At 74.5% G+C, this 26,385-nt stretch carries 26 protein-coding genes and 1 riboswitch; of the genes, 11 read left to right on the forward strand and 15 right to left on the reverse strand.

What is annotated here, in order from left to right:
• Positions 1–38: 38 nt before the first annotated feature.
• Entirely contained in the window at positions 39–302 is a 264-nt protein-coding gene (locus tag ACGFZP_RS34045; RefSeq protein WP_392940326.1) for a dsRBD fold-containing protein, read from the reverse strand.
• A 386-nt stretch (positions 303–688) separates the two neighbouring features.
• On the opposite strand from ACGFZP_RS34045, the gene ACGFZP_RS34050 reads away from it, so the two are divergent.
• Positions 689–1,708 (forward strand): DMT family transporter, encoded by a 1,020-nt coding sequence (locus ACGFZP_RS34050; RefSeq protein ID WP_392940327.1) that lies wholly within the window; start codon positions 689–691, stop codon positions 1,706–1,708.
• A gap of 16 nt (positions 1,709–1,724) precedes the next feature.
• The gene (locus tag ACGFZP_RS34055) at positions 1,725–2,519 is read left to right on the forward strand and encodes a DUF6629 family protein (RefSeq protein ID WP_392940329.1); all 795 of its coding nucleotides are present in this window, start codon (positions 1,725–1,727) and stop codon (positions 2,517–2,519) included.
• Positions 2,520–2,598: 79 nt separating this feature from the next.
• On the opposite strand, the gene ACGFZP_RS34060 is transcribed toward ACGFZP_RS34055, so the two are convergent.
• The 3 genes from ACGFZP_RS34060 to ACGFZP_RS34070 all read right to left on the reverse strand — a co-directional run bounded on the left by ACGFZP_RS34060 (position 2,599) and on the right by ACGFZP_RS34070 (position 5,535).
• Positions 2,599–4,011, reverse strand: a complete 1,413-nt coding sequence (locus tag ACGFZP_RS34060; protein WP_392940331.1) for an MFS transporter — start codon at positions 4,009–4,011, stop codon at positions 2,599–2,601.
• Positions 4,008–4,682, reverse strand: a complete 675-nt coding sequence (locus ACGFZP_RS34065) for an ArsR/SmtB family transcription factor (protein ID WP_392940332.1) — start codon at positions 4,680–4,682, stop codon at positions 4,008–4,010. The genes ACGFZP_RS34060 and ACGFZP_RS34065 overlap by 4 nt, the downstream gene beginning before the upstream one ends.
• 178 nt (positions 4,683–4,860) lie before the next feature.
• Positions 4,861–5,535, reverse strand: a complete 675-nt coding sequence (locus ACGFZP_RS34070; RefSeq protein WP_392940333.1) for a hypothetical protein — start codon at positions 5,533–5,535, stop codon at positions 4,861–4,863.
• Positions 5,536–5,858: 323 nt separating this feature from the next.
• On the opposite strand from ACGFZP_RS34070, the gene polX reads away from it, so the two are divergent.
• Complete coding sequence (gene polX / locus ACGFZP_RS34075; protein ID WP_392940335.1) at positions 5,859–7,586, forward strand: DNA polymerase/3'-5' exonuclease PolX; 1,728 nt, start codon at positions 5,859–5,861, stop codon at positions 7,584–7,586.
• A gap of 264 nt (positions 7,587–7,850) precedes the next feature.
• On the opposite strand, the gene ACGFZP_RS34080 is transcribed toward polX, so the two are convergent.
• The 3 genes from ACGFZP_RS34080 to ACGFZP_RS34090 all read right to left on the reverse strand — a co-directional run bounded on the left by ACGFZP_RS34080 (position 7,851) and on the right by ACGFZP_RS34090 (position 10,536).
• The gene (locus ACGFZP_RS34080; RefSeq protein ID WP_392940337.1) at positions 7,851–8,534 is read right to left on the reverse strand and encodes a response regulator; all 684 of its coding nucleotides are present in this window, start codon (positions 8,532–8,534) and stop codon (positions 7,851–7,853) included.
• 111 nt (positions 8,535–8,645) lie between these two features.
• Positions 8,646–9,050 carry a hypothetical protein gene (locus ACGFZP_RS34085; RefSeq protein ID WP_392940338.1) on the reverse strand — a complete coding sequence of 135 codons (405 nt, stop codon included), beginning with the start codon at positions 9,048–9,050 and terminating at the stop codon, positions 8,646–8,648.
• Between the two features lie 271 nt (positions 9,051–9,321).
• The gene (locus ACGFZP_RS34090; protein WP_392940340.1) at positions 9,322–10,536 is read right to left on the reverse strand and encodes a sensor histidine kinase; all 1,215 of its coding nucleotides are present in this window, start codon (positions 10,534–10,536) and stop codon (positions 9,322–9,324) included.
• A 206-nt stretch (positions 10,537–10,742) separates the two neighbouring features.
• Between ACGFZP_RS34090 and ACGFZP_RS34095 the strand changes: the two genes are divergently transcribed.
• The 4 genes from ACGFZP_RS34095 to ACGFZP_RS34110 all read left to right on the forward strand — a co-directional run bounded on the left by ACGFZP_RS34095 (position 10,743) and on the right by ACGFZP_RS34110 (position 12,983).
• On the forward strand, positions 10,743–11,297 hold the full coding sequence (locus ACGFZP_RS34095; RefSeq protein ID WP_392940342.1) for a hypothetical protein: 555 nt from the start codon (positions 10,743–10,745) through the stop codon (positions 11,295–11,297).
• Between the two features lie 74 nt (positions 11,298–11,371).
• Positions 11,372–11,539: a hypothetical protein gene (locus tag ACGFZP_RS34100; protein WP_392940343.1), complete on the forward strand. Its 168-nt coding sequence runs from the start codon at positions 11,372–11,374 to the stop codon at positions 11,537–11,539.
• Entirely contained in the window at positions 11,536–12,249 is a 714-nt protein-coding gene (locus tag ACGFZP_RS34105) for an IucA/IucC family C-terminal-domain containing protein (RefSeq protein WP_392940345.1), read from the forward strand. The genes ACGFZP_RS34100 and ACGFZP_RS34105 overlap by 4 nt, the downstream gene beginning before the upstream one ends.
• Before the next feature lie 131 nt (positions 12,250–12,380).
• Positions 12,381–12,983, forward strand: a complete 603-nt coding sequence (locus ACGFZP_RS34110; RefSeq protein WP_392940347.1) for a hypothetical protein — start codon at positions 12,381–12,383, stop codon at positions 12,981–12,983.
• Between the two features lie 62 nt (positions 12,984–13,045).
• Here ACGFZP_RS34110 and ACGFZP_RS34115 read toward each other — a convergent pair whose 3' ends face one another.
• The 6 genes from ACGFZP_RS34115 to ACGFZP_RS34140 form a co-directional block, all read right to left on the reverse strand.
• The gene (locus ACGFZP_RS34115) at positions 13,046–13,564 is read right to left on the reverse strand and encodes a hypothetical protein (RefSeq protein ID WP_392940349.1); all 519 of its coding nucleotides are present in this window, start codon (positions 13,562–13,564) and stop codon (positions 13,046–13,048) included.
• Between the two features lie 179 nt (positions 13,565–13,743).
• Positions 13,744–14,262, reverse strand: a complete 519-nt coding sequence (locus ACGFZP_RS34120; RefSeq protein WP_392940351.1) for a GNAT family N-acetyltransferase — start codon at positions 14,260–14,262, stop codon at positions 13,744–13,746.
• A gap of 388 nt (positions 14,263–14,650) precedes the next feature.
• A complete protein-coding gene (locus ACGFZP_RS34125; RefSeq protein ID WP_392940353.1) occupies positions 14,651–16,273 on the reverse strand; it encodes an alpha-amylase family glycosyl hydrolase in 1,623 nt (540 codons plus the stop codon).
• A gap of 196 nt (positions 16,274–16,469) precedes the next feature.
• A complete protein-coding gene (locus ACGFZP_RS34130) occupies positions 16,470–17,135 on the reverse strand; it encodes a bifunctional 4-hydroxy-2-oxoglutarate aldolase/2-dehydro-3-deoxy-phosphogluconate aldolase (RefSeq protein WP_392940354.1) in 666 nt (221 codons plus the stop codon).
• Positions 17,132–18,739, reverse strand: a complete 1,608-nt coding sequence (locus tag ACGFZP_RS34135) for an amidohydrolase family protein (protein ID WP_392940356.1) — start codon at positions 18,737–18,739, stop codon at positions 17,132–17,134. Before ACGFZP_RS34135 ends, ACGFZP_RS34130 begins: the two co-directional genes overlap by 4 nt.
• Entirely contained in the window at positions 18,739–20,037 is a 1,299-nt protein-coding gene (locus ACGFZP_RS34140; RefSeq protein ID WP_392940357.1) for an alanine racemase, read from the reverse strand. The genes ACGFZP_RS34135 and ACGFZP_RS34140 overlap by 1 nt, the downstream gene beginning before the upstream one ends.
• A gap of 211 nt (positions 20,038–20,248) precedes the next feature.
• Here ACGFZP_RS34140 and ACGFZP_RS34145 point away from each other — a divergent pair, with 211 nt between their 5' ends.
• The 3 genes from ACGFZP_RS34145 (at position 20,249) to ACGFZP_RS34155 (ending at position 22,594) form a co-directional block, all read left to right on the forward strand.
• A complete protein-coding gene (locus ACGFZP_RS34145; RefSeq protein WP_392940358.1) occupies positions 20,249–21,370 on the forward strand; it encodes a sugar kinase in 1,122 nt (373 codons plus the stop codon).
• Positions 21,367–22,119, forward strand: a complete 753-nt coding sequence (locus ACGFZP_RS34150; RefSeq protein WP_392940359.1) for an IclR family transcriptional regulator — start codon at positions 21,367–21,369, stop codon at positions 22,117–22,119. The genes ACGFZP_RS34145 and ACGFZP_RS34150 overlap by 4 nt, the downstream gene beginning before the upstream one ends.
• A gap of 67 nt (positions 22,120–22,186) precedes the next feature.
• A complete protein-coding gene (locus ACGFZP_RS34155) occupies positions 22,187–22,594 on the forward strand; it encodes a RidA family protein (RefSeq protein WP_387948814.1) in 408 nt (135 codons plus the stop codon).
• An 84-nt stretch (positions 22,595–22,678) separates the two neighbouring features.
• Here the strand turns inward: ACGFZP_RS34155 and ACGFZP_RS34160 are convergent, their stop codons facing one another.
• Positions 22,679–23,890: an MFS transporter gene (locus ACGFZP_RS34160; protein WP_392940360.1), complete on the reverse strand. Its 1,212-nt coding sequence runs from the start codon at positions 23,888–23,890 to the stop codon at positions 22,679–22,681.
• Between the two features lie 177 nt (positions 23,891–24,067).
• Here ACGFZP_RS34160 and ACGFZP_RS34165 point away from each other — a divergent pair, with 177 nt between their 5' ends.
• Entirely contained in the window at positions 24,068–24,787 is a 720-nt protein-coding gene (locus ACGFZP_RS34165; RefSeq protein WP_392940361.1) for a DUF2470 domain-containing protein, read from the forward strand.
• Positions 24,788–25,085: 298 nt separating this feature from the next.
• Here the strand turns inward: ACGFZP_RS34165 and ACGFZP_RS34170 are convergent, their stop codons facing one another.
• Positions 25,086–26,129 carry a peptidoglycan DD-metalloendopeptidase family protein gene (locus ACGFZP_RS34170; RefSeq protein ID WP_392940363.1) on the reverse strand — a complete coding sequence of 348 codons (1,044 nt, stop codon included), beginning with the start codon at positions 26,127–26,129 and terminating at the stop codon, positions 25,086–25,088.
• A gap of 3 nt (positions 26,130–26,132) precedes the next feature.
• Positions 26,133–26,292, reverse strand: a riboswitch (cyclic di-AMP (ydaO/yuaA leader).
• Between the last annotated feature and the right edge of the window lie 93 nt (positions 26,293–26,385).

The following is a 26,385-nucleotide window of genomic DNA, read 5'->3' on the forward strand; positions in this document are numbered from 1 at the left end:
CAGGCACCGGCAGGCACGGGTTCGAGCAGGTGCAGGTGTCAGTAGATCAGGTAGCCGGGCCGGTGGCCCTCGTCCTCGATCTCCCCGGTGGCCTGCGCCCGCAGCTTGCGGGACAGCGCTTCCAGGGCGCGGGAGGCCGCGACCTCCTCGCCGATCCGGGCCAGCGGACGGTCGTCCGCGCTCTTGATCGACTCGCCGTGGGCGCTGAGGCCCGGCGCCCTCGCACCGGTCAGCCTCGCGTCACATCCCGTGTGCACGCCGTCTTCCTCGAAGCTCAGCTCCACATCCCACTGGTTGTGCATGCCACACCTCCTGGCGCCGGCCCCCGTCGTGCCTGCTCTGACCGGCACGGATGGTCACCCGGCACGGATACCTGCTCCGTGGCGGCTGCTCACACCAGCGTGCGCCCGCCCCGCCCACCGCGGCAAGCGCGGGCACCACGGCGGTCGGGACCGGCCGGACGGGCGGACGCGGCACCCCCGCGAACGGCCGGGCGAACGACCGGGCGGAGAGGCGGGCGGAGGCAGCAGCGGGCACGGTGGAGCAGGAGTCGCGAGCGCGACCGGCCGGCCGCCGACAAGCCGCCCGCAAACCACCCCGGCGGTAGGCTGGCGACAGCGCGCCGCGACCGCTGTCGAACCCCGGACCGCCGGTGCGGCGCCGGCAGCAACGTTCGGGTGGTCCCTTCGTGGCGGTCTTCCTTCTCGCCCTGAGCGCCGCCTGCTGCCTGGGTCTCGGATTCGTCCTCCAGCAGCACGCCGCGCAGCGGGCTCCGCGTGCCGACCTACTGCACTGGCGGCTGCTGCTCGACCTGCTGCGGATGCCCGAATGGCTGCTGGGGACCGGCTTCATGGTCAGCGGCCTGATCCTCTCCGCACTCGCTCTGGACCAGGGCGAGGTCTCACTGGTCGAGCCACTGCTCGCCACCAACCTCATCTTCGCGATGGCCCTGTCGCGTGTGCTGACCCGCCAGAGCCTCGGCCGCTCGGGCTGGGCCGGAGTGCTGCTGCTCGCGCTCGGCGTGACCGCCTTCATCGTGGCCGGCCGCCCGACCGGCGGCGGCGAGGCGGGCGGGGAGCTGCGGCAGTGGCTGGTGCTCGGGACGGTGGTGGGCCTGACCCTGCTGCTGGTCTCGATGGCCCGCCGACTGCCGCTGTTCGAGGAGGCCACGCTGCTCGCCCTCGCCGCCGGGCTGCTGTACGGCCTCCAGGACGCGCTCACCCGGGCCACCGCGCAGCGCCTGGGCCAGGACGGCCTGGGCGCGGTGCTGCAGACCTGGCAGCCGTACGCGGTGGCGGCCGCGGGGGTGGTCGGACTGCTGCTGGTGCAGAGCGCCTTCGAGGCCGCACCCCTGCGGATGTCGCTGCCCGCCTTGACGGCGGCGCAGCCGATCACCGGCATCGCCTGCGCGGTCGCCTTCCTCGGCGACCGGCTCCGGATCACTCCGGGCGCCCTGGCCTGGGAGTCCGCGGGTCTGGTCGCGATCGTGGTCGGGGTGGTGGTGATCGGACGCCACCCCGCCATGCCCGGCAGCGCCGCCAAGGGCGGCGACGGCGGGACGGCCACGGGCGGCGCCTCCACCGAGGGCGACACCGCCGACGAAACCGCGGGCGGCGCAGCGAGCGGTGCAGCGGACGGCACAGCGAGCGGCACAACGGTCGACGGTGTCAACGACGGAGCCGGCGACGACGGCCCGGGCCCCCGGTAGCCGGCGGGAGGCTCGGATGTGCTGGAGCGCGCAGGCGGACCTGGTCGCCGGTGGCGTGGTGTCCGGCGTCGGCGTGCTGTGCCTGGTCCGGGCGCACCGGGCCGGACACCCGGAGCGGCTGCCACTGGCGGCGCTCCCCCTGGTGTTGGGCCTGCACCAACTGATCGAGGCCGCCGTCTGGTTCGGCCTGGACGGCGATCTCGCCCCCGGACCGGCCGCCTGGGCCCGCACCGCCTGGGCGGCCATCGCGTTACCGCTGCTGCCCCTGCTGGTCCCGGCCGGGGTCTGGTGCGCCGCCGCCGCGGCCGACGGCGGCACCGCCGTCAACGACCGGTCTCCCGTCGACGAACGGTCCACCGTCACCGCCCGGCCTGCCCTCGCTGGAGGGTCGCCGGTCGCGAGGCCAGTCGCCGCAGGAGACCGACCCGCAGCCGGCCCGGGGGATGCTGCCACCGGCCGGAGGCGGCGGGCGGCGCTCGCCGGGTTCGCCCTGCTCGGCGTGCTCGTCTCCGCCCCGCTCGCAGCGGCGGTGGCGACCCATCCGGTGACGGCCCAGGAGCACGGGCACACCCTCGCCTACGGCATCGGCATCCCCCACCCGGGTCTGCTGCTGACCGGCTACCTGCTCGCCACGGTCGGCTCGCTGCTCGTCAGCGGCGACCGTCTGCTCCGGCGGCTCGGCGTACTCGTCGGCGTGGGAGCCGCGGTCTGCGCGGTGCTGTGGCAGCTGGCCTTCGTGTCGACCTGGTGCGCACTGGCCGCGGTGGTCAGCGTGGTGCTGCTGCAGTGGTCCGGCCGGCGCGGCACCTGAACCCGCCTGCCAGCCCCGCCACCGCCCCCACCCGCGCAACCACCGACGGCCCCACCAGCGGAAGTGACCGCGGCTACGGCTACGCCGCCACCGTGGGACGCTCCGACGGTGTGACCGCCGGAGCCTCCGGTATCAGGTCGGCGGCTGCCCGGCCCTTGCCGCGCAGGCGGTCCATCTCGCGCCACTCGGGCCGCAGCCCGGCCACGGCGGTGGTGGCGAAGTACAGGCCGCCGGCCACCAGCAGAGCGGGGACCAGCCCGGACAGCGCCACCGCCGAGCCGGCGAGCAGACCGCCCAGCGGGATACCCGCCCAGGCCAACGAGTCACCGAGGGCGCCGACCCGGCCGAGCAGGTGCCGGGGCACCCGCTCGAAGGTGATCGCGCCGAGGATCGGGTTCAGGAACCCGGCTCCGAAGCCGCCCACCGCGAACACCGCGAGCACCGTCCAAATCGGCCCGTCCAGAGCCAGGACCAGGAACCTCGGCGCCCCGCAGAGCAGGAACCCGGCGAAGAACACCGTCCGACGCGGCAGCCGGTGGGCGACCGCCGCCGCTATCACGCTTCCGGCGACGGCCGCGATCCCCCAGGCACTGCCGGTCAGCCCGATCACGGCCGGCCCGCCGCCCGACTCCTTGGCCCAGACCGGCACCAGGACCGTCATGAACCCCGCATCCAGCAGGTTGGTGATCCCGATCATCACGATCACCGTCAGCAGCAGCGGCTCGCCCCGCAGGAAGGTGAGGCCCTCGCGGAACATCCGCCAGTAGCCCACCTGCTCCCCCGCCGAAGCCTCCGCCCCCGAGCGCTCCGCCGCTGAACCGTCCGCCGCCGGGACCGCCGAGGCCCCTGAGACCGCCGAGGCCGCGACCGCGGGGCGCCCGATACCGCGGGGCAGCACGAGCGCGATCACCACCGAACCCAGGGCGAAGGCGATCGCGTTGACCGTCAGACCGGCCATCGGCCCGAGCAGCGCGATCAGCCCGCCACCGACCGCCGGACCGACCGTGGAGGCCAGCCGCTCGGTGACCCCGGCGAGGCCGGTGGCCCGCTCCAGCGGGATCCGGGCGTGGTCCGCCGCCTCCGGGACCATCACCTCCTTGGCCAAGTCCCCCGGGCCGCGCACCGCGCCGATCAGCCCGACCATCACCAGCAGCAGCCAGAACGGCAGCAGGCCCATGCCGTGCAGCAACGGGACGAGCCCTGCCGCGACGGCGCTCACCGCATCCGTCGTCCACGACACGACGCGCGGACCGAGCCGGTCGATCACCGGCCCGGCGAGCGCCTTGACCAGCACATACGGCGTCATCTCGACGAAGGCGACCAGCCCCGTCATGGTGGCGCTGCCGGTGGTGGCGAGCACGAACCACGGAAGGGCGATCGCCGAGACCCGCGTACCCGTCAGGGAGATCGCCATCGCGGTGAGCAGGCCGGCCAGCGGCCGGGCACTGCGCGGGGCGGCCACTCCCGGAGCCACGGTCGAGGCGGTGCTCATGACCGGACCTCCCCACCGGCATCGCGCTGGTCGTCGCGCTCGCCGTCGCGGTCGTCGTCGGCAGCACGGTCGCCCGGACCGTCCTCCAGATCGGGCAGCAGCTGGATGGCCACCGTGACCCGCTCCGCCCCCTCGGGCGCGGCCTCGTCCGGCTTGCGGTAGCGCCCGATCACCGTCGCCAGCTCCGCCGAGAGGCTGCGCGCCTCCTCCGGCGTGAGCTGCAGCGCCCAGTCGCTGAAGTTGGTGGCATGCCGCCAGTCCCGCGGCATGGTCTCGAAGGAGTTCAGCGCGCGCTGCATGATCAGCGTGTGCGCGGCGGCGATCGACTGCATGTACCCGAGCGCGGCCGCGGGCTCCTGTTCGGCCAGGTCCATGTCCGTCCACCAGGTGCTCTGGTGCACGGACTTCCACCAGCGCTCACGGGCGTTGCCCCGCTCGGCGTCCTCGGCGACGAACCCCGCCGCGGCGAGCTGGCGCAGGTGGTAGCTGGTCGCCCCCGAGGTCAGCCCCATCCGCTCGGCGAGCCTGGTCGCGGTGGACGGACCGTGCCGACGCAGCAGTCCGATCAGTTGAACGCGCACGGGATGGGCCAGCGCCCGCAGGCCCTTGGCGTCGAGCACGACATCGGTCTGCGGGTCGGGACTGTGCGGCCACCGGGCTTCTTCGGTCATGGCAGCAGCATAGAACCGCAAAGAACTCTTCGCAAAGGATTATTCGCGAAGAGTTCTTTGCGGTTCCGTCGTGAGGGTCCCGCCGTGAGGATCCCCTCGCCGGAGTTGCGCCGCGAAGGCCCCGTCGCCAGGCCCCGCCGCCTGTGGTTCCGCCGCCCACGGCTCCCCACGCACCGCCTCAGTCCCGGGCCACCGCCAACGTGAGGACCACGGTCAGACCGCCGCCGGGCGTGGCCTCGACCCCCAGCCGGCCGCCGGCCGCCCGGACCAGGCCGTTGAGCGCCGGCCCGGTCGGCCCCCCGGAGCGCATCCCGGCTATCAACCACTGCCGGGCCTCGGGGAGTTCACAGCGCCCCCGGTCCACCACCCGCAGCTCCACCCGGGCCCGGTCCTCCCCGGGGCCACCGGAGCCGGCGGCCGCATGCGCCCGGATCAGCACCCGCGCCCCGGCCGGACTGCGCCGGATCGCGTGGTCCACCAGCCCGGCCACCGCCGACCCCAGTCGGCGCCCGTCCGCGACCACCACCGGCAGTCCGGCCGGCACCTGCGCGAACACCTCGGCCGACCGCCCGTCGCCGCGCAGCACCCGCTGCACCACCTGGGCCACCTGGACGTGCTGCGCCGAGGGGGCGCACCCCTCCGGACGCCCCGTCCACCCCACCCGCTCCAGCTCGGGCCGGGTCAGCGGCCGCGGCCCGGCCATCACATCGGTGCGGGCCCGCCCGGCACCCTGGCCGTCCGGCTCACCGGCCCCGCCGCCCACCGCCCCGACGGCCGACCCGCCGAGGCCGCCGAACCCGCCGAGCGCCCGGGCGCCCGCCGCAACCCGGCCCCAGAGCTTCCCGTGTGCCATCGCCCTGCCCCTCGTGCATCACCGGCTGCCACCGTCACGTTCGCGGCACGCCGAACGGGCCGCGTGCGACCCCTCGGCCAAGCCTGCGCCCGCCCGGCGCCGGTGACAATCCCACTCCCGGACGCGATGCGCGGCCCGTAGCCCGCCGGTCGGCGGGCGCACACCCGTCGACCGGCGGGGCCCCGGGCTGCCGGACCTGCCCCGCCACCCGGCACACCCGGCCCGATCCGCCCGCCGAACCCAGGGCCTGTCTTCAAACCCGCGTCTGCGGGGGCCCTCCGGGCGAACGCCGGGGGTTCGAAGACAGGCCCTAGACTGGCCCCATGACCCGGCTCAACGACCAGGTCCAGGAGCTGCTCCAGGAGTACGCGGACCTGATCTCGATCACCGGCGGGGACGCCTTCCGGGCCCGCGCCTACGAGAAGGCCGCCCGCGCGGTCGGAGGCCACCCCGAGGACGTCGCCGGACTGGACGCCAAGGGGCTCCAACAGATCCCCGGCGTCGGCAGATCCACCGCCGAGAAGGTCGCGGAGTACCTGCGCACCGGCCGGATGGAGGCCCTGGAGACGCTGCGCGCCGCCATCCCGGCCGGAGTCCGCGAGGTGATGGCCGTCCCCAGCGTCGGACCGAAACGCGCCCTCGCCCTCTACCGCGACCTGGACATCGCCTCCGTCGACCAGCTCGCCGAGGCGATCCGCGCCGAGCGGCTGACCGAGGTACCCGGCTTCGGCGAGCGCAGCGGCGCGAAGATCCTGCACGGCATCGAGCTGCTGCGGCAGTCGGGCGGCCGGACCCTGCTCGACGCGGCCACCGGGCAGGCCGAGCAGATCGTCGCGGCACTCTCCGCCGTCCCCGGCTGCACCCGCTGCGCGTACGCCGGTTCGCTGCGCCGGATGCGCGAGACGGTGGGTGACCTCGACGTGCTCGCCACCGCCGAGGACTCCGCCCCGCTGATGGCCGCGCTCATCGGACTCCCCTTCGTGGCGGAGGTGATCGGGAGCGGCCCGACCAAGACCTCGGTACGCACCGCCAAGGGCCTCCAGGTGGACCTGCGGGTGGTGCCCGAGGAGGACTGGGGCGCGGCGCTGGTCTACTTCACCGGCTCCAAGGCGCACAACATCAAGCTGCGCACCATGGCCGTCCGCGCGGGCCTGAAGCTGTCCGAGTACGGGCTGTTCGACGCCGAGAGCGGCGAGAAGGTGGTCTCGGCCACCGAGGAGGAGGTGTACGCGGCGCTCGGCCTGCCGTGGATCGCCCCGCCGCTGCGCGAGGACCGCGGCGAGATCGAGGCCGGCCTGCGCGGCGAACTGCCGGACCTGGTCACCGAGGACGACCTGCGCGGCGACCTGCACACCCACACCGACCTCACCGACGGGCTGGCCACCCTGGAGGAGATGATCGACACGGCGGCCGCCCGCGGCTACGCGTACTACGCCGTCACCGACCACGCTCCGGACCTGGTCATGCAGCGGATGACCGACGAGAAGATGCTCGCCCAGCGCGAGCGGTTGCGCGAACTCGCGGGCCGCCACCGCCGGATGCGGCTGCTGCACGGCACGGAGCTGAACATCGGCCCGGACGGCGGTGTGGACTGGCCCGCCGACTTCCTGGCCGGGTTCGACGTGTGCGTGGCCTCCGTCCACTCGCACTTCGGCGCCGACCGGACCGCCCAGACCCGCCGCCTGATCCGCGCCTGCGAGAACCCGAACGTGCACGTCATCGGCCATCTCACCACCCGGCGGATCGGTCGGCGCGGGCCGATCGACGTCGACCTGGACGCCGTCTTCGAGGCGGCCGCCCGGACCGGCACCGCGATCGAGATCAACAGCTCGCCGCAGCGGCTCGACCTGCGCGACGAGGACGTGCTCCGGGCGAAGCGCCACGGGGTCCGGTTCTCGATCGACAGCGACGCGCACGCGACCGGTCAGCTGGCCTACCCGCGGTACGGGATCGGCACCGCGCAGCGGGCCTGGCTGGGCACCGAGGACGTGATCAACACCTGGCCGTGGCAGCGGCTGAAGCGGTTCCTGCGCAAGGATGCGCTGCGCTAGGGCCCTCTCCCGCACTCCGTCGCAAATCACTGCATTTCGACCGCCGAACCCCTGGTGCAAAAGGGACGGGAAGCGCATCATGAGTAGTGGACCTGCGAGGTAGCTGAGGAAGTTCGACCGCAGGAGGCAGTGGCGACAGATCGAGACGGATCAGGGTCTGCCGCTGGTACCTCGGTCGACGATCGAACCGTGAGGCCGGAGGACGGGATGTCCGGAGGCCACCCCCGCCTCGCAGGTTCCGCACGCCCGGCGGGCCCCGCTGCCCTACGCCACAGGCTGCGGATACCCCATCTCCCAGGCGTGCACGGCGATTCCCACCCGGTTGGAGACCCCGAGCTTGCGCTGGATGCTGGCCAGGTGCGTCTTCACCGTCCCCGCCGAGATGAACAGTTCGGCGGCGATGTCCGCGTTGGTCCGGCCCGCCGCCACCTGCCCGGCGATCTCCACCTCCCGCTCGGTGAGCGCCGCCACCTGCGGCCGCCGCCCGGCCGGGCGCCGGGGCGGCGCGGTGACGTGCTTGAGCAGGCGCACGGTGACGGACGGACTGATCAGGCTCTCACCGCTCGCCGCCGCGCGGACCGCCTCGGCCAGCAGCGCCGGGCCGGAACGCTTCAGCAGGAACCCGGACGCGCCGTGCTGCAGCGCGGGGTAGACGTACTCGTCGAGGTCGAAGGTGGTCAGCACGACCACCCTCACCGGGGTGGCGGCGCCGGGACCGGCCAGTCGACGGGTCAGCTCCAGCCCGTCCATCCGGGGCATCCGGATGTCCACCAGCGCGACGTCGGGGCGCAGTTGCCCGGCGAGCTCGAACGCCGCCATGCCGTCGGCGGCCTCGCCGACGACCGTGATGTCCGGCTGGGCCTCCAGGATCCGCCGCACACCGCGGCGGACCGCCTCCTGGTCGTCCGCGATCAGCGTGCGGATGGGCGCAGGGTGGGGACTCGTCACACGGAGCAGTCTCGCACGGCCGGCCGATCGGGCCCGAACACGGCCACCGCCCGGGCCGGGCGGGGCCCGTGAGGCGACGACGGCCCGGGTTCGCAGGGCGACCGCCCGGCGTCAGGAGGCGCCGCCCTTGAGGTCGGTCTCCCGCCCGTCGCGCAGCACGGTGAGGCTGCGCGGCACCTCCACCCGGTACCGGGCGTCGCAGTTGGCGATACCCGTGCAGCCGGCCTGCAGATCGAGGTTGTCCCCGCTCAGACTCCAACTGGTCTCCTTGCTCCCGAGCACCCGGGCGTCGAACCAGCGGGTCACCTTGATGTCCTGCCGGTCGGTCGCGACCAGGTCGGTGGAGACCTCGTGGGAGCGGACGTTGAGGGTGGTCCCGCCGTAGCTGAACGTCTTCTCCTCGGGGGTGGCGTCCGAGGCCGACGCGCAGCCGGTGACGGCCACCAACGAGCCGAGAGCGGCCAGGGCGAGGGCGGCGGCGGGCGTGCTGCGGCGGCGGGCGGGCGATGCGGTCATGGGAACGATCCTCCGGCGGAACTCGGTTCGGGTCACGGCTACGAGCATTGCCGTTCCGCGCCCGCCTGCCATCTGCCGTTCGGCAGATACCGGGTGACCACCCCTCCCCGAACCCCGGCCCTCCCGGGAGGGGAGGTGCGAGAAACGCCCAGTTCACCCCGCCCCCGTCCGTCACGCCGTCCCCGTCCGTCACGCCGCTGCCACCGGTTGCCGGACGCCGGGGAGAAGGCGCGCCCGGGAGAAGGCGCGCCCGGGGGACGGCGGCCCCGGCCTAACGCACCGGCAGCACGCAGGTGATCCGCCAACCGGACGGCCGGTGCGGGCCGGCGCCCAGCGTCCCCCCGTGGGCGGCGACGCGTTCGGCCAGGCCCGCCAGTCCGGTGCCGCCGCCGGTGCGGCGCCTCAGCAGGCCCTTCGTACCGCGGGCGCCCCCGCCGCCGTCGTCCGTCACCGACACCTCCACCACCCGGCCCGCGCCGCTCGCCGGCCGGACGACGGCGACCCGGATGGCTGCCTCGGTCGCCCCGGGGGCGTGCCGCCGGACGTTGGTGAGCGCCTCCAGGACGACGGCGTACACCGTCGCCTCGGCCTCGCCGGAGAGCACGGCGGAGCTCTCCGGCGCCAGCTCGACGGTGGCCCGGACGGCGCCGGAGGCACCGAAGCGGCCGACCAGTTCCGGCAGGTCCGCGAGCCCGTGCACCCGGGTGGCGGCGGCCGCCGACAGCTCGGCCTGCGGCTCCCGCAGCGCCCCCACCATCTCGTCCATCGAGTCCAGCGCCCGCAGGCCGGCCTCCTCCAGGCGGCGCAGCAGCGCGGCCGTCTCCTCCCCGTCCTGGCCGGGGAGTTGTCCGGCCTGCGCCTCCAGCACGATGCCGGTGATCTCGTGCGCGACGAAGTCGTGGAGGCCGCGGGCCACTTCGAGGCGCTGCTCACGGCGGGCCCGGGACACCGCGCGTTCCCGGCGGGCGTCCAGCGAGCGCAGGTAGAGACCCGCCCCGGCCACAGCGACGGCGGGGAACAGGGCGAGCGAGACGGCGACCGGCGAGACCAGCCAGTCGGCGTCCGGCACGCGCAGGGTGAACCGCAGCGGCAGCAGCAGGACCGCCGCCGCCAGCAGGGCCAGGACCGGGACGACCCGCCGCCCGGGCACCCGGCGCGCCGCCCGGCCGAACAGCACCAGCAGGGCCGGCCACTCGAAGGGCAGCCAGAACCCGGCGAGGCGGTAGGGGCCGGAGTAGCCCGCGTCCAGGGCCAGCGAGCACACGGCCACGGTGCCCGCCGCCACGGCGAGGGTGACCCGCCCGGACGGCCAGGGCAGTACCGCCGCCGCTCCCGCGAGCGCCGCCGTCGCGGCGAGCAGCAGCGCGGCCAGGTGCTCCCCCGGGTGTGCCGCCGGCACGGGCGCGACCACGACCAGCACGGCGGCGGCGCCCAGGAGTCGGCGGAGGCGGACGGCACCGGAGGCAGGCGGGAGGGCGGCGTGCATGCGCCCGAGCCTACGGGCCGCCCCAGGGCCCGCCCGCCCCGCTCTCCCGGGGGAGGCCGGAATCGTCCGCGGGGAGGAGGGAGTCCCCCCTGTCGCGGGAGGTCTGACCGCCCGTCGGAGCGGAGAGTGGTCCTTGCCGGAACCGAGGCGACACCCCGCATCCGTACCGGCTCCACCGACCGCCCCACCGAGAAGGACGAACCGCCATGTCCCGTCGTAGCACCGTCAAGACCGCCGCCCGGGTGGCCGCCGTCGCCGCCCTCTGCCTGGCGGCCACCGTCGCCGTCGTGCCCGCCAACGCCGAGCCGGTCGGCGACACCTCCTCGGCCGCCCGGGTACGGGGCAACGCGGGGGCCACCCTCACCGCGGACTTCCCCGGCTTCGAGGGCGACGCCGTCCGCTTCGAGGTCGACGCCCGGACGGAGGTCAACTCCTCGCCCGCCCACGGCAGCGGGCACTTCCACGTGACGCACCACCGGCCGGACGGGCGGCTGGTCGCCGACTTCGAGGGGGACATCGGCTGCCTGGCCGTGGGCGGCGGCACCGCGATCGCCACCGGCGTGATCACCAAGGGCGAGGTGCCCTGGTTCCCCGGCACCGAGGTCGTGGGCACCAAGGTGTCGCTCACCGTCCAGGACAACAACGGCCGCGCCGACCGGCTCGGCTGGATCTGGGGCGCGTTCGGGGCGCCCGTCTCGGACTGCCAGGGCACGGTACCGTTCATCCGCACCGGCAGCGGCGGCTTCACCGTACGGGGCTGACCCGCCCGGACGGTGCGGGGCCGGCGTCGCAGGCCGCACCGCCCGCCCACCCCGCCCGCACGGAGGACCGCCCGATGACCGACGACCGGCCGACGACCGCGCCCGCCACCGGCCCCGGCCCCGGACCGGTGCAGTCGCGCGCGGACACGGGGGTGCTGCGCGCGCTCACCGGCCCGGTCAGGGCGACCGGCGCCGACCGCGGCCACCGGGAAAGCACACCCCCTTCGGAGGCCCGGCGATGAACGCCGCCGACTACCGCCGGCTGACAGCCGTCGGGCCCTACTTCGCCCTGGACTGCGCCGACGCACCGGGCGACGGACCGCCGCCCGGCTTCCAGCCGCTGCGCGACCTGTACGCCGAGGGGCCGAAGTCCCTGCTGGCCCGGCGGGTCGACGTGGTGGCGCAGCGGCTGGGCGGCGTCGAGCCGCGGGTCGCGGCGTCGATCCTCCACCTCGGGCTGGCGGCCCGGTTCTGCTCGGTCGGACTCGGTGCGGCCGCCCTCCTCGGCACGGTGCCCGAGCTGCACCCCGACCGGTCGTACCTGCGCGTGCCCGACCAGGGGCCGGTCGACCTGTGGGTGCCGTACGAGGACCCCGGGGCAGAGCGCGAGCCGCTCGCCGACCGGCTCCACCGGGCCGTCGTCCAGGGCCAGTTGACGCCCCTCGCGGCGGCTCTTCGGTCGGTCGTCCCGGTGTCGGGGCAACTGCTGTGGGGCAACGCGGCATCCGCCCTGGCCGGGTCGCTGCGGATGCTGAACGGCCAGGTGGCGCCCGGACCCGCCCGCGCACTCGTGGCCGAGCTGCTCGGCCGCGCACCACTCGCCGGCACGGGGACCCTGCGCGGCGCCGCCTTCCGGCGGAACAGCTGCTGCCTCTACTACCGCGTGGGCCCGGGCGCCGGGGTCTGCGGCGACTGCTGCTTCGACCGTCCGCCCCGACCCGCCGCGCGCTGAGCCGACACCCCCGCCCCGAGAGGTCGCCGGTCCACCGGCCGGGCCGAACCCGTCACCGGGCTGACCATCGCCCCCCCCAAGACGACCCTCCCCGGCAGCCACTACGATGCCTGCCGGGGAGGGTGATTCGCATGGGTGGATCCGCGCAGGTACGCCGGGCCGTCGTCGCGGTGCTGATCGCCGTCACGGCACTGGGCTGCACCGCGACACCTCCACCGACGACCCGGGAGGAGTCGGACCCGGACAGCACCAGGGTCCGCACCGACACCGCCCCGCTCCAGCGGCCCTTCGCGGCGATCGGGGAGCTCTCCGACCCGCACTGGCTCGGCTACAACCTGCACTACGAGAGCCGCCCCCTCGTCCCCGACCAGGACCCGCCCATCCGGGTGGTCGGCATCGCGCACCTCCCCGCAGGCACCGCCGCGGCCATCACCTCCCGCCCCGAGTACGCCTTCCACCCCGTCGCCCCCGCCGACGGCGCCACCCCTGCCGCCCCCACCGCGAGCAGCCCCGGCAGCGCCTCACTCGACCTCCTCCTCCCCGGTCCCGGCCAACTGCCCGTCCCGCTGCGCCACGCACTCCCCGTCGAGTCCGACTGGCTCACCAGCGAGGCCTACGACCGGACCATCACCGGGTCGCGCTACCAGGGCCGGTTCTTCCTGGACCCGCTCTCGGACAGCGTCTACTTCGACACCGTCTCCCCCACGGGCCCGAACGACGGCAACCCGTCCTGACCTGGGCACCCGGGCCGAGTGCTCGGCCCGGGTGCCCGGGTCAGGACGCTCAGCCCGGACGCTCACGCCGGGCGGCGCCGCCGGTAGTAGGCGTAGGTCAGGGCCAGGACGATCGGGCCCCACAGCATCACCGGGCCGATGCAGACACGCGCCAGCAGCTTCCACCACCCGTTGCTGAAGGCGACCTCCCGGAAGCCCAGGAGGTCGAACCAGGCCAGCGGCATGGTGTCCCACAGCGCGACCAGGCCCAGGCCCCCCAGGGTCGCCGGAACGATCGCGGCGAGGGGCGCGACCCGCCTCCCGCCAATCAACGGCACCCAGCCGGGGACGACTTCACCCCACCCGCTGACCAGGCCGAGACAGAGCAGCGCCAGCGACTCCGTGAGCAGGCTGAGCCCGAGGACGTAACCCGGGGCCCACCACGGAAGGGGCGGCGCCGCCGGATCGACCGTCCCCATCGTGAAGTTGACGGCGAACGGAAGCCGCCACAGACAGTGCGGCAGCACGACGAACGGCAAAGACCTGGCGAGCCGGAGCGCCCAGCGCGGGACGGGGCGCTCGGTGACTCCTGGAGAAGGCATGATCGGCATGACTCCACCGTCGCCGAACCCCGACGGCGGTACGTCGCCCGTGCGGACGGTCCCGGTCCCCCGCCGGAGCCACTTCCCGGTCGGTGCTCATCCTTGCGACCGACGGCCGGCACCACCTCACCAGGGCGGCCTGAGGCGATCGGACGAACCGCGGCTCGCGCCCGGCGCCGTCAGCCGACCCGCCGGGCCAACACCTGCCCCGGCCAGTCCTCGGAGAGGAAGCGATCGGTGGGGGTGAAGCCGTTGCGCTCGTAGAACGCGACCAGCTCCCCTCCGCCGCCCGCCCAGCAGTCGACCCGCAGCAGCTCCACGCCGGCCCGCCTGGTCTCCTCGACGGCATGCTCCAGCAGCGCCGCCCCGATACCCCGGCCGGCCTGCTGCCGGTCCGAGATCAGCAGCCGGACGTACCGCTCGGGTTCCCCGGCCGGCGCGATCGGCAGCTGGGGGCTGGGCCCGGAGTCCAGCACCAGGGCTCCGACCGGGGTTCCGTCCAACTCCGCGATGTGGGGGGCGTTCTCGGTCAGGTAGCGCTCGACCCGCGCCACCCCGCCGGGCTTCTGCGAGTACGGCGTCGTGCCCCACTGCCCGGTGTTGCCACGGCCGTTCATCCAGACCACCGCGGAGTCGAGCATGTCCAGCACGGCCTGCGCGTCGGCCAGGCCCCCCGGTCTGATCTGTATACCCTGCATGGTTTCATTCACGGAGGGAGTTTAGACAGAGGTGGGCGGATCACGGGGGAGGCCCGCATCGCAGCGCTGCGGCCAGCGTCCGGCCTGTCCGGGGCCGGGCGCGGGCCGCCGATCCCCACCGGGCGCCGATGCCCGGGGCACCCGGTGAAGTCCTCGTGGCAGGGCGTCAGACCGCGACCGCCTCCTCCATCTCCTCCTCTGCCGCTGCCGGGCCCGGCACCGCCCGGCCGCGTCGCTCGTACAACGCCGCGCCGACCAGCTCACGGTCGCGCAGCCGCTATGGATGTACTATACAACCGCTCGCTTCCCACGAAAGCCCCCGCTCGGCCCCACAGGGGCGCGCGGGGGCCGCCGACGCCCCCATGCGCCTCCCCGAGCCGCGGAGGCCTCAGAGCAGCTCGAACACCCCGTACGAGAACCCCTCCGCCCGGACCTCCCCATCCGTCACCCGTACGCCCTGCACGTCCAGCGGCCGCACCACCGGCACCGAAGCCCCGGACGCCGAAGCCCCGGGTGCCGAAGGACCTCCACCCAACGGCACCACCGCCGGATCCCGCCGCGGGTTGACCACCACCAGGTACCGCCCGGCCCGGGTGTACACCAGCGGATAGCCCGCATGCCGCACCTCCACCGAGCCGCGGGCGCCCAGCCCGGGGTAGGCCCGGCGCAGCGCCACCAGCCGGCGGACGGTGTGCAGCAGCGAGGTCGGGTCGGCCCGCTGGGTGGCCACGTCGGGCCGCCCCGGGTCCGGGTCGACGGGCAGGTAGAGCCGCTCGGCGGGCGCGGTGGAGAAGCCCGCGTTCGGCCCGGGCGCCCACTGCATCGGGGTCCGCGAGCCGGCCCGGTTGTAGCGCGGGCCGAGCACGCTGCCCTCGGTGTCGGGCAGCCCGGGCAGGTAGCGCATGCCGATCTCGTCGCCGTAGTAGACGGCGGGCAGGGTGGGCCAGGTGAGCAGCAGGGCGAAGGCCGGGGCGAGTTGCTCGGCGGTGCGCGGGCCGGTGGCGAGCCGCGAGAAGTCGTGGTTGGCGGTCGGCAGGGCCATATACCCGGCGCCCTCGGTCAGTTCGGCGGCCGAGCGCCAGGCGTCCAGGAAGACCTGCGGGGTGCCCCGGCCCTCGGCGTCGAAGTAGCAGGGGCCCTGCTGCCAGAACTCCTCGACCGTGCCCGCGTTGTTGTTGAACAGCGAGCGCAGCGGCAGGCCCCTGTCGGGGCCGCCGAACTGGAGGAAGAAGTCGGCGTGGAATCCGGCCGCGACGGCGACGGCCGGCTCGCCCCACTCGGCGAACAGCGCGGCCTGCGGGTGGCTGCGGTCGAGCCAGTCGCGCAGCTCGGTCCAGAGTTTGGCGGTCTCGGTGAACCCGGGGTCGTCCTTGACCAGCGAGGAGGCCATGTCGACGCGAAACCCTGCCAGGCCGAGGCCGAGCCAGTGCGACATGATCTCGCGCAGCGCGGCCCGGTTGGCGCGCGGGCCCTCGGCGTCGACCGACTGGCGCCAGGGCTGGTCGGAACGGCTGCGCGCGTAGCCGAAGTTGAGCGCGGGCTGGCAGTCGAAGAAGTTCGGCCGGTACCAGCCGGGGCGGGAGCCGGGCGAGGCGACGAAGCCGTCCACCGGTGTGCCGGACCAGATGTAGCGGTGGTCGCCCGGGTCCTCGGCGGCGGCCAGGAACCAGGGGTGCCGGTCCGAGGTGTGCCCGGCGACCAGGTCGAGCAGGATCCGGATGCCCTTGCGGCGGGCGGCCTCGACCAGGGCCGCCAGGTCCTCGGTGCCGCCGTAGCGCGGCGCGGGCGCGAGGTAGTCGCTGATGTCGTACCCGGCGTCGCGGAACGGCGAGGTGAAGCAGGGGTTGAGCCAGACGGTGTCGACGCCGAGCCAGGCGAGGTGGTCGAGGTGCTCCGCGATCCCGACGAAGTCGCCGATGCCGTCGCCGTCGGAGTCGGCGAAGGTCTGCGGATAGATCTGGTACAGGACGGCGTCGGCCAGCCAGTCGGGGCCGGGGCGGGTCGAGGTCATGGTGGTGGATCCTCCTGCCGAGTGCCGGGGCCGGGGGACGGGGTCCGGGTCTAAGATTCTCGTCCAATCCCGGCCGTCCCGACAGCCCGCCTCACCAGTCCCGACAGCCGCCCGCACATCCGGGGCCCCCGCCGCCCGGGCCCGCACGCCACCCGGGACCGCCCCGGCCCCTCACCGCCCAGGAGTCAGCCGGCCCTCAACGCGCCCCGCAGGCCGCCGTGAACGCCTTGGCCCGCCGGGTGATCTCCGCCCAGTCGCCGGCCGCCACCACCTCCGGCGCCACCACGTCCGTCCCCGCGCAGACGGCGAGCGCGCCGTGCGCGAGGAAGTCCGCGGCGTTGCCCGCGTTGACGCCACCGGAGGCGACCAGGGGGATGTCGGGGTAGGGCCCGCGCAGGTCCTTGAAGTACCCGGGCCCGAACGCCCGGGCGGGGAAGATCTTGACGGCGGCGGCGCCGAGGTCCACGGCCAGGGCGACCTCGGTGGGGGTGAGTGCGCCGAGCACCACCGGTACGGCGGCGGCGTGGGCGGCGGCCGCGACCTCGGGGCGGCAGCCGGGCGTGACGAGGAAGGACGCGCCGGCCTCGACGCCCCGCTCGGCCTGCTCGGCGGTCAGCACGGTACCGACGCCGACCCGCCATCCGGCGTCGGCGGCCCTCCGCAGATGGGTCGTCACATCCGGTGTGGTGTAGGTGAACTCGGTCCAGCTGATGCCGCCGTCGGCGAGCGCGGCGCAGAGTGCGGCCGCGTCCGGTATCCGGGGGGCGCGGACGACGGCGATCACCGGATCGGCGGCCAGCGCGGCACGCGCGGTGGCGATGACGGATTCGGATTCGGCAGGTCTCACATAGCTGGCGCTCATGCGGCTCGGGTTCCTCGCTCGGTGCGGCGCAGGGTGCGGCCGGGGCGTGCGCCCGTGGTGCGGCCCTGCCGGACGACGGCGGTGCCGTTGACGTAGACGTGCTCGATCCCGGTGGCGGGCCGCCGGGGGTGGTCGAAGGTGGCGGTGTCCCGGACCCGGTCGGGGTCGAACAGCACCAGGTCGGCGTGGTGGCCCGCGACGATCAGGCCCCGCCGTTCCAGCCGCAGCCGCCGGGCCGGGCGGCCGGTCATCCGGGCGATCGCCTCCTCCAGCGTGAGGACGCCCGAATCCCGGCTGTAGTGGCCCAGATAGCGGGGGAAGGTACCCCAGGCGCGCGGGTGCGGGCGGGCCCCGACCAGCAGGCCGTCGCTGCCGACGGTGTGCACCCGGTGGCGCATGATGGCCTGGACGTTCTCCTCGTGGCCGACGTGCTGCAGGATCGTCGTCGCCAACTCGTCGGCGCCCAGCAGGTCCAGGAAGACCTCGGTGCCGCTGCGTCCCTGCTCCGCGGCGAGTTCGGCGACGGTGCGCCCGACGCTGTCGGCCAGGGCCGGCGCGCGGACGCCGGAGATCTGGATGGTGGCCCAGTCGGTGACCACCCCGTGGCAGCCGTCGCTGCCCTGCTCCTCCACCGCGTGGCGCACCCGCTCCCGTACGCCGGGGTCGGCCAGTCTGGCCAGGGTGGCCTGCGGGCCGCCCTCGGTGGCCCAACTCGGCAGCAGGGCGGCCAGGGTGGTGGAGCCGGGCAGGTAGGGGTAGCTGTCCAGGGTGAGGTCCACGCCGTCGGCCAGCGCCTGGTCCACCAGGGCCAGCAGCTCCCCGGCCCGGCCCTGGTTCACCCCGAAGTTCATGGTGGCGTGCGTGAGGTGCAGCGGACAGCCGGAGCGCCGGGCGATCTCCACCATCTCCGCGTAGCCCTCCAGCGCGCCCGCACCGTAGGAGCGCTGGTGCGGCGCGTGGAATCCGCCGAAGGCCGCGACGACCTTGCACAGCTCGACCAGCTCGCCCGTCCGCGCGTACATCCCGGGGGTGTAGGTGAGCCCGCTGGACAGGCCGACCGCGCCCTCGGCCAGACCCTGCGCCAACAGCTCCCGCATCCGCCCGAGTTCGGCGGTGCTCGGCGCGCGGTTCTCCCACCCCATGGCGAGCATCCGCAGGGAGCCGTGTGGGACGAGGTAGCAGGCGTTGACGCCCGCGCCGGTCCGGTCCAGCCGGTCGAGGTACTGGCCGACCGTGCGCCAGTCCCAGTCGAAGCCCTCCGGATCGCCGTTCCAGCCGGCGATCTGGCGGCGCAGCGCGGCGAGCGTGGTGTCGTCCACCGGTGCGTACGACAGGCCGTCCTGCCCGAGGACTTCGCAGGTGACGCCCTGGGTGACCTTGGCGGGGTGCTCGGGTTCGAGCAGCAGCGCCAGGTCGGAGTGGGCGTGCATGTCGATGAATCCGGGGGCGAGCACCAGCCCGTCGGCGTCCACCGTGCGGCCGCCGTCCAGGCCCGACCCGATCCCGGTGATCAGCCCGTGCCCGATCCGCACGTCGGCTCGGTAGCGCTCGGCGCCGGTGCCGTCGATGACGGTCGCACCCTTGAAGACGAGCTGGTCGTCCATCAGAAGTAGGTCCTCACCAGGCCCGTGACCTGCGGCTCCGCGGCGTCCGCGGCGTCCAGCACCGGGATCATCGTCCACTTGTCGAAGGCGGTGCAGGGGTGGGAGATCCCCAGCCGCAGGACGGCTCCGACGGGTGCGAGGTCCCCCGCGTCCCGCAGGAAGGCGTGCTGGTCGTTGAGCGTGCTGATGCGGGCCGCGGTCCCGGTCAACGCGGCTCCGCCCCGGACGAGTTGCGGCTCCGGCAGCCCCTCGTCGAAGGGCAGGTCGCGCTTGCCCGCGTCCAGCAGGGCCAGTTGCGGCTCGGGCCGGGAGACCACCTGGGCCCAGCCGTGCAGGGCACTGCGGAACGGCCGTTCGCCGGTGCCTCGGACCAGTGGTGAGATGCCCCGGTAGAAGCCGTCGTCGTGCCCGATGTAGGCGCCCGAGCGGAGCACCACCCTGGCGTCCGTGAGTCCGCCCAACTCCTCGACCACCAGGTCGAAGTAGGCGCTGCCCCCGGCGGTCACCACCGGTTCGCCGTCGGCCTGGGCGCCGCTCAGCCGGGTGTGCAGTGCGGCCAGTTCGCGCAGGTAGCGGCGCACCGTCGCCAGCCCCTCGGCGGTCGCGTCGTGGGCGAGCGCGCCCTCGTACCCGCCGACGCCCGCGAGCCGCAGCGTCGGGGCGCGCAGTACGGCCGCCGCGACCTCGACGGCCTCCTCGACGGTCCGGGTGCCGGTGCGCCCGCCCGGTCCGCCGAGTTCGACCAGGACCTCCACCGGTCGGCCGGCCCCGGCGGCGCGCAGCGCCTCGTCCATCAACCGGACGCTCTCGGTGGAGTCGGCCCAGGACACGAAGGAGAAGGCCGGGTCGGCGTCCAGTTCGCCCGCGAGCCAGGCCAGCCCGGCCGGGTCGAGCAGGGTGTTGGCGAGCAGGATCCGCTGTACGCCGAAGGCCCTGGCGACCCGCACCTGCGGCAGGTTGGCCAGCGTGATGCCGTGGCTGCCGGCGTCGAGTTGGGCCTTCCAGAGCGCCGGCGCCATGGTCGTCTTGCCGTGCGGGGCGAGTGCCACGCCGGCATCGGCGCACCAGGCGGCCATGGTCCGGACGTTGTGGTCGAGTGCGGCGGCGTCGAGGGTGAGCAGCGGGGTCCCGAGGTCGGCGAGCCCGGGGCGGGTGGCGAGGTAGTCCCGGACGCTGAGGCCCCAGGCCGCGGGCGGCAGGGCCTTGAACCGCCAGTCGAGCACCTCGTCGGCGAGCGCCGCCACCTTTCCGGCGTCGATGCCCGGCCCGGTGCCGCTGCTTGCGAAGGTCTGGTCCACCGTCATCCTCCATTGCTCATGTTGCAACATGTGCAACGAGGGTTGCACATGCTGGCATCACGGTTCTAGCATCAGCGCCGGACGAAGGTCAACGAACGGCGAACGCCACCCGGCACCGGAGGTCGACGACCGGCGGGGCGGGCCACCGACGAGGGCGACGGGCTCGACCGCGGTCGGCCCCGTCGGCCGCAGGACACGAGGAGCCCAGCACATGCCACGACAGGACGCCGCCGTGACCGCAACGGCCCGCCCCGCCGAGGCGGTGTGCGTGGGCGAGTCGATGGCCGTCCTGCTGCCGGACCGCCCGGGCCCGCTGGAGTCGGTGGACGGCTTCCGGCTCTCGGTCGGCGGCGCGGAGTCCAACGTGGCGGGCGCGCTCGCCGCACTCGGTGTACCGAGCGCCTGGATCAGCCGGGTCGGGGACGACGGCTTCGGCCGCCGCCTGGTCGGCGAGCTGGCCGCGCGCGGGGTGGACGTGTCGGCCGTCGCCGTCGATCCGCACCGACCGACCGGCATCTACCTCAAGGAGGTCGGCGGCAGCACCGGCCGCCGCCACGACCTCGGCCCGGGGCGCAGCAGACTGCACTACCACCGCAGGGGCTCGGCGGCCTCCGCCCTCTCCCCCTCCCTGCTCGCCGACCCGGTCGCGGCCCGGCTGCTGGCCGGCGCCCGGCTGCTGCACCTGTCCGGCATCACCCCCGCACTCTCCGACGACTGCCTGGCCCTGGTCCGCGCACTCCTCGCCGAACGCCGCCCGGGGCGGCTGGTCAGCTTCGACCTCAACTGGCGCCCGGCGCTGTGGCGCGAGCGCGACCCGGCGGTGCTGCCGCCCCTGCTGGACGCCGCCGACCTGCTGCTGCTGGGCGCCGACGAGGCCGAGGCCGCCTTCGGGACTGGCGACCCGCAGGAGCTGCGCCGCCGCTTCCCCTCCCCGGCCACCCTGGTGGTCAAGGACGCCGACCGCGTCGTCACGGCCCTCGGCCGGGACGGCTCCCAGGCCTCCGAAACGGCCCTCACCGTCGAGGTGGTGGAGGCCACCGGGGCGGGCGACGCCTTCGCGGCCGGCTTCCTGGCCGGCACCCTGCGCGGCCTGGACCAGCGCCGCCGGCTGCGGCTGGGCCATCTGGCGGCGGCCTGCGCCCTGACCGCCCACGGCGACCAGGCCGAGCTGCCGCCCGCACCGGCGGTCGCGGCCCTCCTCGGCGCCTCACCGGCGGAGTGGGCCGCCACCCGGGTGTCGGCGGATGGCATCGTGTCCCCGGTACTGCCCGCGCCCGGGAGCAGCGCCTCCGACCCTCGACCGGCCGCGTCCCCGGCCCTTGGAGCACGATGAGCCAGACCGTCAGCCGCGCCCTGCGCATCCTCGCCGAGCTGGGCGAGGGCGAGCGCTCCCTCGACCAGCTGGCCGAGCTGCTCGGCGTGCACAAGACCACCGTGCTGCGGCTGCTGCAGAGCCTGGAGGAGGAGCGGTTCGTCCACCGGGACGCCGCCTACCGCTACCACCTCGGCGCCGGCCTGTTCGCGCTCTCCGGCCTCGCCCTGGAGCAGCGCGGCATCCGCCGGATCGCCGCGCCGCACCTCGCGGAGCTCAACGCGGCCACCGGCCAGACCGTCCATCTGGCCGCGTACGAGGGCGGCGAGGTCGTCTACATCGACAAGTACGACTCCCGGCACCCGGTGCGGATGTACTCGCGGATCGGCCTGACGGCCGCGCTGCACAGCGCGGCCGTCTCCAAGGTGCTGCTCGCCGACCTCCCGCCGGCCGAGCGCCGCCGGGTGGCGGCCGGCATCGACTTCACCCCGCACACCGCCCGCACCCTCACCACCCCCGAGGCCCTGCTCGCCGAGCTGGACAAGGTCGCCGCCCAGGGCTGGGCGCAGGACCACGCCGAGCACGAGGCCTTCATCAACTGCGTGGCCGCGCCCGTCCGGGACGCCACCGGGCGGGTCGTCGCGGCGGTCTCCATCTCCGTCCCGGACGTCGTCCTGCCCTATGAGCAGGTCCTGGAGCTCCTCCCGGCCCTGCTCGCCACCGCCCGCGCCGTCTCCGCCGACTGCGGGCAGACCCCCAGGACCGGCTGACCCGACCGAGCCGAGCCCACCGAGCCGCCCGCGACACCAGCGGCACCCGCCACCACCGAGGAAGCACATGAGCGACAAGACCGAAGTCCGCACCGACGGCGCCCCCGCCCCGGCCTGGATGTTCTCCCAGGGCGTCCGCAAGGGCCCGATCCTTCAGGTGTCCGGCCAGGGCCCGCAGGACCCGGCCACCGGCGAGTACCTCCACCACGGCGACGTGAAGGCGCAGACCCGCCGGACGCTGGAGAACGTCAAGGCGATCGTCGAGGCGGGCGGCGCCACCATCGAGGACGTGGTGATGTTCCGCGTCTACCTCACCAAGCGCGCCGACTTCCCCCTGATGAACGAGGTCTACGCCGAGTTCATCGACGAGAACATCAAGCCGGGCGGCGTGAAGCCCTGCCGCACCACGATCTTCGTCGAGCTGCCGCAGGAGCCGATGCTGGTCGAGATCGACGCCCAGGCGGTCATCGGCTGACCCCAGCCGACCACGGCCACAGACCGGGGCCCGGACGGGCACTCCCCGTCCGGGCCCCGGCGCGTCCGCGGGCGGCTGCCGACGTCAGCCGACGGCCACTCCCGTCTCCTCCGGGACGGCGCCCCGGGCCACCACCCTCCCGGTCCGCTTCGCCGTACGCCGCTCCAGCGCACCAGAGAACAGCGCCACCCCCAGCGCCGCGGCGGTGAGCAGCCCGCCCACCCAGTTCGGCGCGTCGTAGCCGAGCCCCGAGGAGATGACCAGCCCGCCGAGCCAGGCGGAGAGCGCGTTGCCCAGGTTGAACGCGGCGATGTTGGCGGCCGAGGCCAGCGTGGGCGCCCCCGCGGCCTGGTCCATCACCCGCTTCTGCAGCGGCGCCACCGTCGCGAATCCGAACAGGCCGATCAGCGGGATGGTGACGATCGCACCGACCTTGCTGTGCGCGGCGAGGGTGAAGGCGAAGAGCAGCACCGCCAGCACCGAGAGGATCACGTACAGGCTGCGCATCAGCGCCCGGTCGGCGAACCAGCCGCCGAACAGGTTGCCGACGAACAGGCCGACGCCGAACAGGAACAGCAGCCAGGTGACACTGCCGTCGGCGAAGCCCGCCAGTTCGGTCATCATCGGCGTGATGTAGGTGAACATCGCGAAGATCCCGCCCCAGCCGAACACCGTCATGGTCAGCGCGAGCCAGATCTGCGGCTGGCGGAAGACGGCGATCTCCGGGCCGAGCCGGGCGTCCTCGGCCCGCGGCTGGACGGGCACCAGTGCGGCGATGCCGGCGAAGCCGATCACACCGAGCGCCGCGACCACGTAGAAGGTGGAGCGCCAGCCGAAGTGCTGGCCGAGCAGGGTGCCCATCGGTACGCCGAGGACGTTGGCGGCGGTCAGGCCGGTGAACATCAGGGCGATCGCACCGGCCCGCTTGTGCGGGGCGACCAGGTCGGCCGCCACCACCGAGCCGATGCCGAAGAACGCGCCGTGCGCGAAGGCCGCGAGCACCCGGCCGGTGAGCAGCAGCCCGTAGGCGGGGGCGAGGGCCGAGACCAGGTTTCCGAGGATGAACAGGCCCATCAGCGTCAGCAGCATCCCCTTCCGGGGGGCCTTGGTGCCGAGGATGGTGAGCAGGGGGCCCCCGACCACCACGCCGAGCGCGTAGCCGGAGATGAGCAGGCCGGCGGTGGGGATGGACACCGAGAAGTCGCCGGCGACCTCTGGCAACAAGCCCATGATCACGAACTCGGTGGTACCGATGCCGAAGGCGCTGATCGCCAGCGCCAGGAGCGCGAGGGGCATGAGGGGACCGCTTTCCAGAGCAGGACGATTGCACGTGCAACTACCAGCGTCGACAATACGACCGGACGCCGGATACTTGCAAGCGCGCCATATCCCCACTCACACATTCCTTGCACCGCCTTGCCCTCACCCCCGCCAGTCATTAGGTTAGGCTCACCTAACTGACTGGAGGTCGTCATGAGCCAGAGCCCCACCGACGTCGAGGCGCCCGAACCCACCGCCGCCGACCGGGTCTGCAGCCTGCTCACCGCGACCTCCTCCGTGGTGGTCCGCGCCTGCGGCGAGTACCACGAGCTCGACACCCCCGTGTCGGTGCACGGCGCCGCACTGCGGATGTGCGCCCCGCTCGACGCACCGCTCACCATCGCCGCCGCCCGCGCCACCGAGGGGCTCGCCGTCGTCCTGGACCTCACCGACGTCGCCCCGGTCGCCGTCCGCGACCGCGTGCGCGGCCGGGTCTCCCTGGCCGGCCGCCTCCACCTCGTCCACCTCGCCGACGACGGTCTCAGCGTCCACCTGCGCCTGGACGTCGCACACGCCGTGCTCTCCACCCCGTACGGCACCACCGCACTCACCGGCGCCGACCTCGCCCTCGCCGGGCCCGACCCGCTCGCCCGCCACGAGGCCGGACTGCTCACCCACCTGGCCGACGACCACCCCGAGGCGCTCGCCGCACTGACCCGGCTGCTCGACCCGAACCTGCTCGCCGAGCGCCCCGACGTCCGCCCGCTCGCCCTCGACCGGTACGGCCTGGTACTCCGCCTGGACCACCCGCACGGCCACCGCGACGTCCGCCTGGTCTTCCCCGAACCCGCCAGGGACACCGAGGACTTCGGGCTTCAGGTGCACCAGCTGCTCACCGTCGCCCACAACAGGGCGCCCGCCCACCGGCACTAGCCGATGGACGGGCGGACAACCGCACGCACAACCCGATATGACGGATCGTCACAAAACGGATCCGGAAAACGACAGCGGCCGGCCCGGCTCGCGAAGGAGGTTCGCGAACCGGGCCGGCCTGGGCGTGTCCCGCGCCCGTGGTGCCGCTGGTGGTGCGGCGATCCCCCGGTCGAGCGGTCACCCGACATGACCATCCCGGAGGTCGTTCGCCCCGCGTCCAGCGGTGGTCCGAGGGCCGCTCGAAAGCGGCCGATCAGAGCCGACCGGTCGCAGCCGACCGGCCAGTGGAGACGACCGATCAGATGCTGACGCCGTGGGCGCGCAGGTAGGCGATCGGGTCGATGTCGGAGCCGTACTCCGAGCCGGTGCGGATCTCGAAGTGCAGGTGCGGGCCGGTCACGTTGCCGGTCGCGCCCGACAGGCCGATCTGCTGACCCGCGGTCACGGTCTGGCCGACCGAGACGCCGATCGAGGACAGGTGCGCGTACTGGGCGTACTTGCCGTCGGCGAGCTTGATCTCGACCTCGTTGCCGTAGGCGCCGCCGTTGCCGGCCTTCACCACGGTGCCGGCCGCGATGGCGCGCAGCGGGGTACCGGTGGAGGCGACGAAGTCGGCGCCGGTGTGGTGGCCGGAGGCCCACATCGAGCCGGCCACGCCGTAGGCGGTGCCGAGCTTCGGGTTGGCGACCGGGGAGACGTAGCCCGAGGTGCTGGCGACGGCGGCCGGGGCCGGGGTGGCGGCCGGGGCGGCCGGCTTCGCGGCGGGGGCGGCCGGCTTGGTGGCCGGGGCCTGGGCCGGCTTGGCAGCCTGGACCGGCTTCGGGGCGGCGGGCTTCGCGGCCGGCTTGACCGAGTCCTGCGAGGCCTGCGGCTTCGCGGCGGGGGCGGCCGGCTTGGCGGCCTCGGCGGCGGCCGGAGCGGCAGCGGCCTTGGCGGCCAGCGCGAGCTGCTGACCCGGGAAGATCAGGTTCGGGTTGCCGCCGATGACCGAGCGGTTGTGGTCGTAGAGCGCCTGCCAGCCGCCCTCGACGTTCTTGGCGGCGGCGATCTTCGACAGGGTGTCCCCGCCGACGACCTTGTAGCTCTGGTCGACCGGGGCGGCGGCCGGAGCAGCGGCCGGGGCGGCCTGCTCGGCGGCGGCGGGAGCCGCGGCCGGGGTGGCGTCGACGCTGGTGGCGCCGGTCCAGGTGCTGGTCTGCCCGGCCTTGGCGGCCGGGGCGGTGTGGGCCTGGGCGCTGATGGTGGTCACCAGCGGGAGGGCGAACGCGGCGCCGGTGACGGCAGTGGCGATACCGATGCGGGCGGCGCGGGGCAGGGCGATACGACGAGCCTGTGCGGGCATGGGGTATTTCCTCTCCGACGCCTGCGAGGTGAGCTGTCGGGTTCGGGCTGGAGTTGCCCGGCCGCATACGCGGCTTCACCCCAAGCCGGACCGTGAATTCCGGTCCGGCGACTTACCTTTGGGTCCCCCGCTCCTGCCGAACAGAGTTCAGTTCGTACCACCGGGCAGCGGCAGGACTAGGCGTTCCACCCGGTGGCCACCCGGGCTAATGCCGGGCGGTCGCTGAACTAAAACCCATCCGTCCGGGTGAAGCAAT

The sequence above is a fragment of the Kitasatospora sp. NPDC048239 genome (assembly GCF_043202015.1).
GTDB lineage: Bacteria > Actinomycetota > Actinomycetes > Streptomycetales > Streptomycetaceae > Kitasatospora.

What these genes read in the sequence shown, in the direction of transcription:
- ACGFZP_RS34045 (WP_392940326.1), bottom strand. Translation starts at nt 302, where the DNA reads ATGCACAACCAGTGGGATGTGGAGCTGAGCTTCGAGGAAGACGGCGTG.
- ACGFZP_RS34055 (WP_392940329.1), top strand. Translation starts at nt 1,725, where the DNA reads ATGTGCTGGAGCGCGCAGGCGGACCTGGTCGCCGGTGGCGTGGTGTCC.
- ACGFZP_RS34060 (WP_392940331.1), bottom strand. Translation starts at nt 4,011, where the DNA reads ATGAGCACCGCCTCGACCGTGGCTCCGGGAGTGGCCGCCCCGCGCAGT.
- ACGFZP_RS34065 (WP_392940332.1), bottom strand. Translation starts at nt 4,682, where the DNA reads ATGACCGAAGAAGCCCGGTGGCCGCACAGTCCCGACCCGCAGACCGAT.
- ACGFZP_RS34070 (WP_392940333.1), bottom strand. Translation starts at nt 5,535, where the DNA reads ATGGCACACGGGAAGCTCTGGGGCCGGGTTGCGGCGGGCGCCCGGGCG.
- polX (WP_392940335.1), top strand. Translation starts at nt 5,859, where the DNA reads ATGACCCGGCTCAACGACCAGGTCCAGGAGCTGCTCCAGGAGTACGCG.
- ACGFZP_RS34085 (WP_392940338.1), bottom strand. Translation starts at nt 9,050, where the DNA reads ATGACCGCATCGCCCGCCCGCCGCCGCAGCACGCCCGCCGCCGCCCTC.
- ACGFZP_RS34090 (WP_392940340.1), bottom strand. Translation starts at nt 10,536, where the DNA reads ATGCACGCCGCCCTCCCGCCTGCCTCCGGTGCCGTCCGCCTCCGCCGA.
- ACGFZP_RS34095 (WP_392940342.1), top strand. Translation starts at nt 10,743, where the DNA reads ATGTCCCGTCGTAGCACCGTCAAGACCGCCGCCCGGGTGGCCGCCGTC.
- ACGFZP_RS34100 (WP_392940343.1), top strand. Translation starts at nt 11,372, where the DNA reads ATGACCGACGACCGGCCGACGACCGCGCCCGCCACCGGCCCCGGCCCC.
- ACGFZP_RS34105 (WP_392940345.1), top strand. Translation starts at nt 11,536, where the DNA reads ATGAACGCCGCCGACTACCGCCGGCTGACAGCCGTCGGGCCCTACTTC.
- ACGFZP_RS34110 (WP_392940347.1), top strand. Translation starts at nt 12,381, where the DNA reads ATGGGTGGATCCGCGCAGGTACGCCGGGCCGTCGTCGCGGTGCTGATC.
- ACGFZP_RS34115 (WP_392940349.1), bottom strand. Translation starts at nt 13,564, where the DNA reads ATGCCTTCTCCAGGAGTCACCGAGCGCCCCGTCCCGCGCTGGGCGCTC.
- ACGFZP_RS34120 (WP_392940351.1), bottom strand. Translation starts at nt 14,262, where the DNA reads ATGCAGGGTATACAGATCAGACCGGGGGGCCTGGCCGACGCGCAGGCC.
- ACGFZP_RS34125 (WP_392940353.1), bottom strand. Translation starts at nt 16,273, where the DNA reads ATGACCTCGACCCGCCCCGGCCCCGACTGGCTGGCCGACGCCGTCCTG.
- ACGFZP_RS34130 (WP_392940354.1), bottom strand. Translation starts at nt 17,135, where the DNA reads ATGAGCGCCAGCTATGTGAGACCTGCCGAATCCGAATCCGTCATCGCC.
- ACGFZP_RS34135 (WP_392940356.1), bottom strand. Translation starts at nt 18,739, where the DNA reads ATGGACGACCAGCTCGTCTTCAAGGGTGCGACCGTCATCGACGGCACC.
- ACGFZP_RS34145 (WP_392940358.1), top strand. Translation starts at nt 20,249, where the DNA reads ATGCCACGACAGGACGCCGCCGTGACCGCAACGGCCCGCCCCGCCGAG.
- ACGFZP_RS34150 (WP_392940359.1), top strand. Translation starts at nt 21,367, where the DNA reads ATGAGCCAGACCGTCAGCCGCGCCCTGCGCATCCTCGCCGAGCTGGGC.
- ACGFZP_RS34155 (WP_387948814.1), top strand. Translation starts at nt 22,187, where the DNA reads ATGAGCGACAAGACCGAAGTCCGCACCGACGGCGCCCCCGCCCCGGCC.
- ACGFZP_RS34160 (WP_392940360.1), bottom strand. Translation starts at nt 23,890, where the DNA reads ATGCCCCTCGCGCTCCTGGCGCTGGCGATCAGCGCCTTCGGCATCGGT.
- ACGFZP_RS34165 (WP_392940361.1), top strand. Translation starts at nt 24,068, where the DNA reads ATGAGCCAGAGCCCCACCGACGTCGAGGCGCCCGAACCCACCGCCGCC.
- ACGFZP_RS34170 (WP_392940363.1), bottom strand. Translation starts at nt 26,129, where the DNA reads ATGCCCGCACAGGCTCGTCGTATCGCCCTGCCCCGCGCCGCCCGCATC.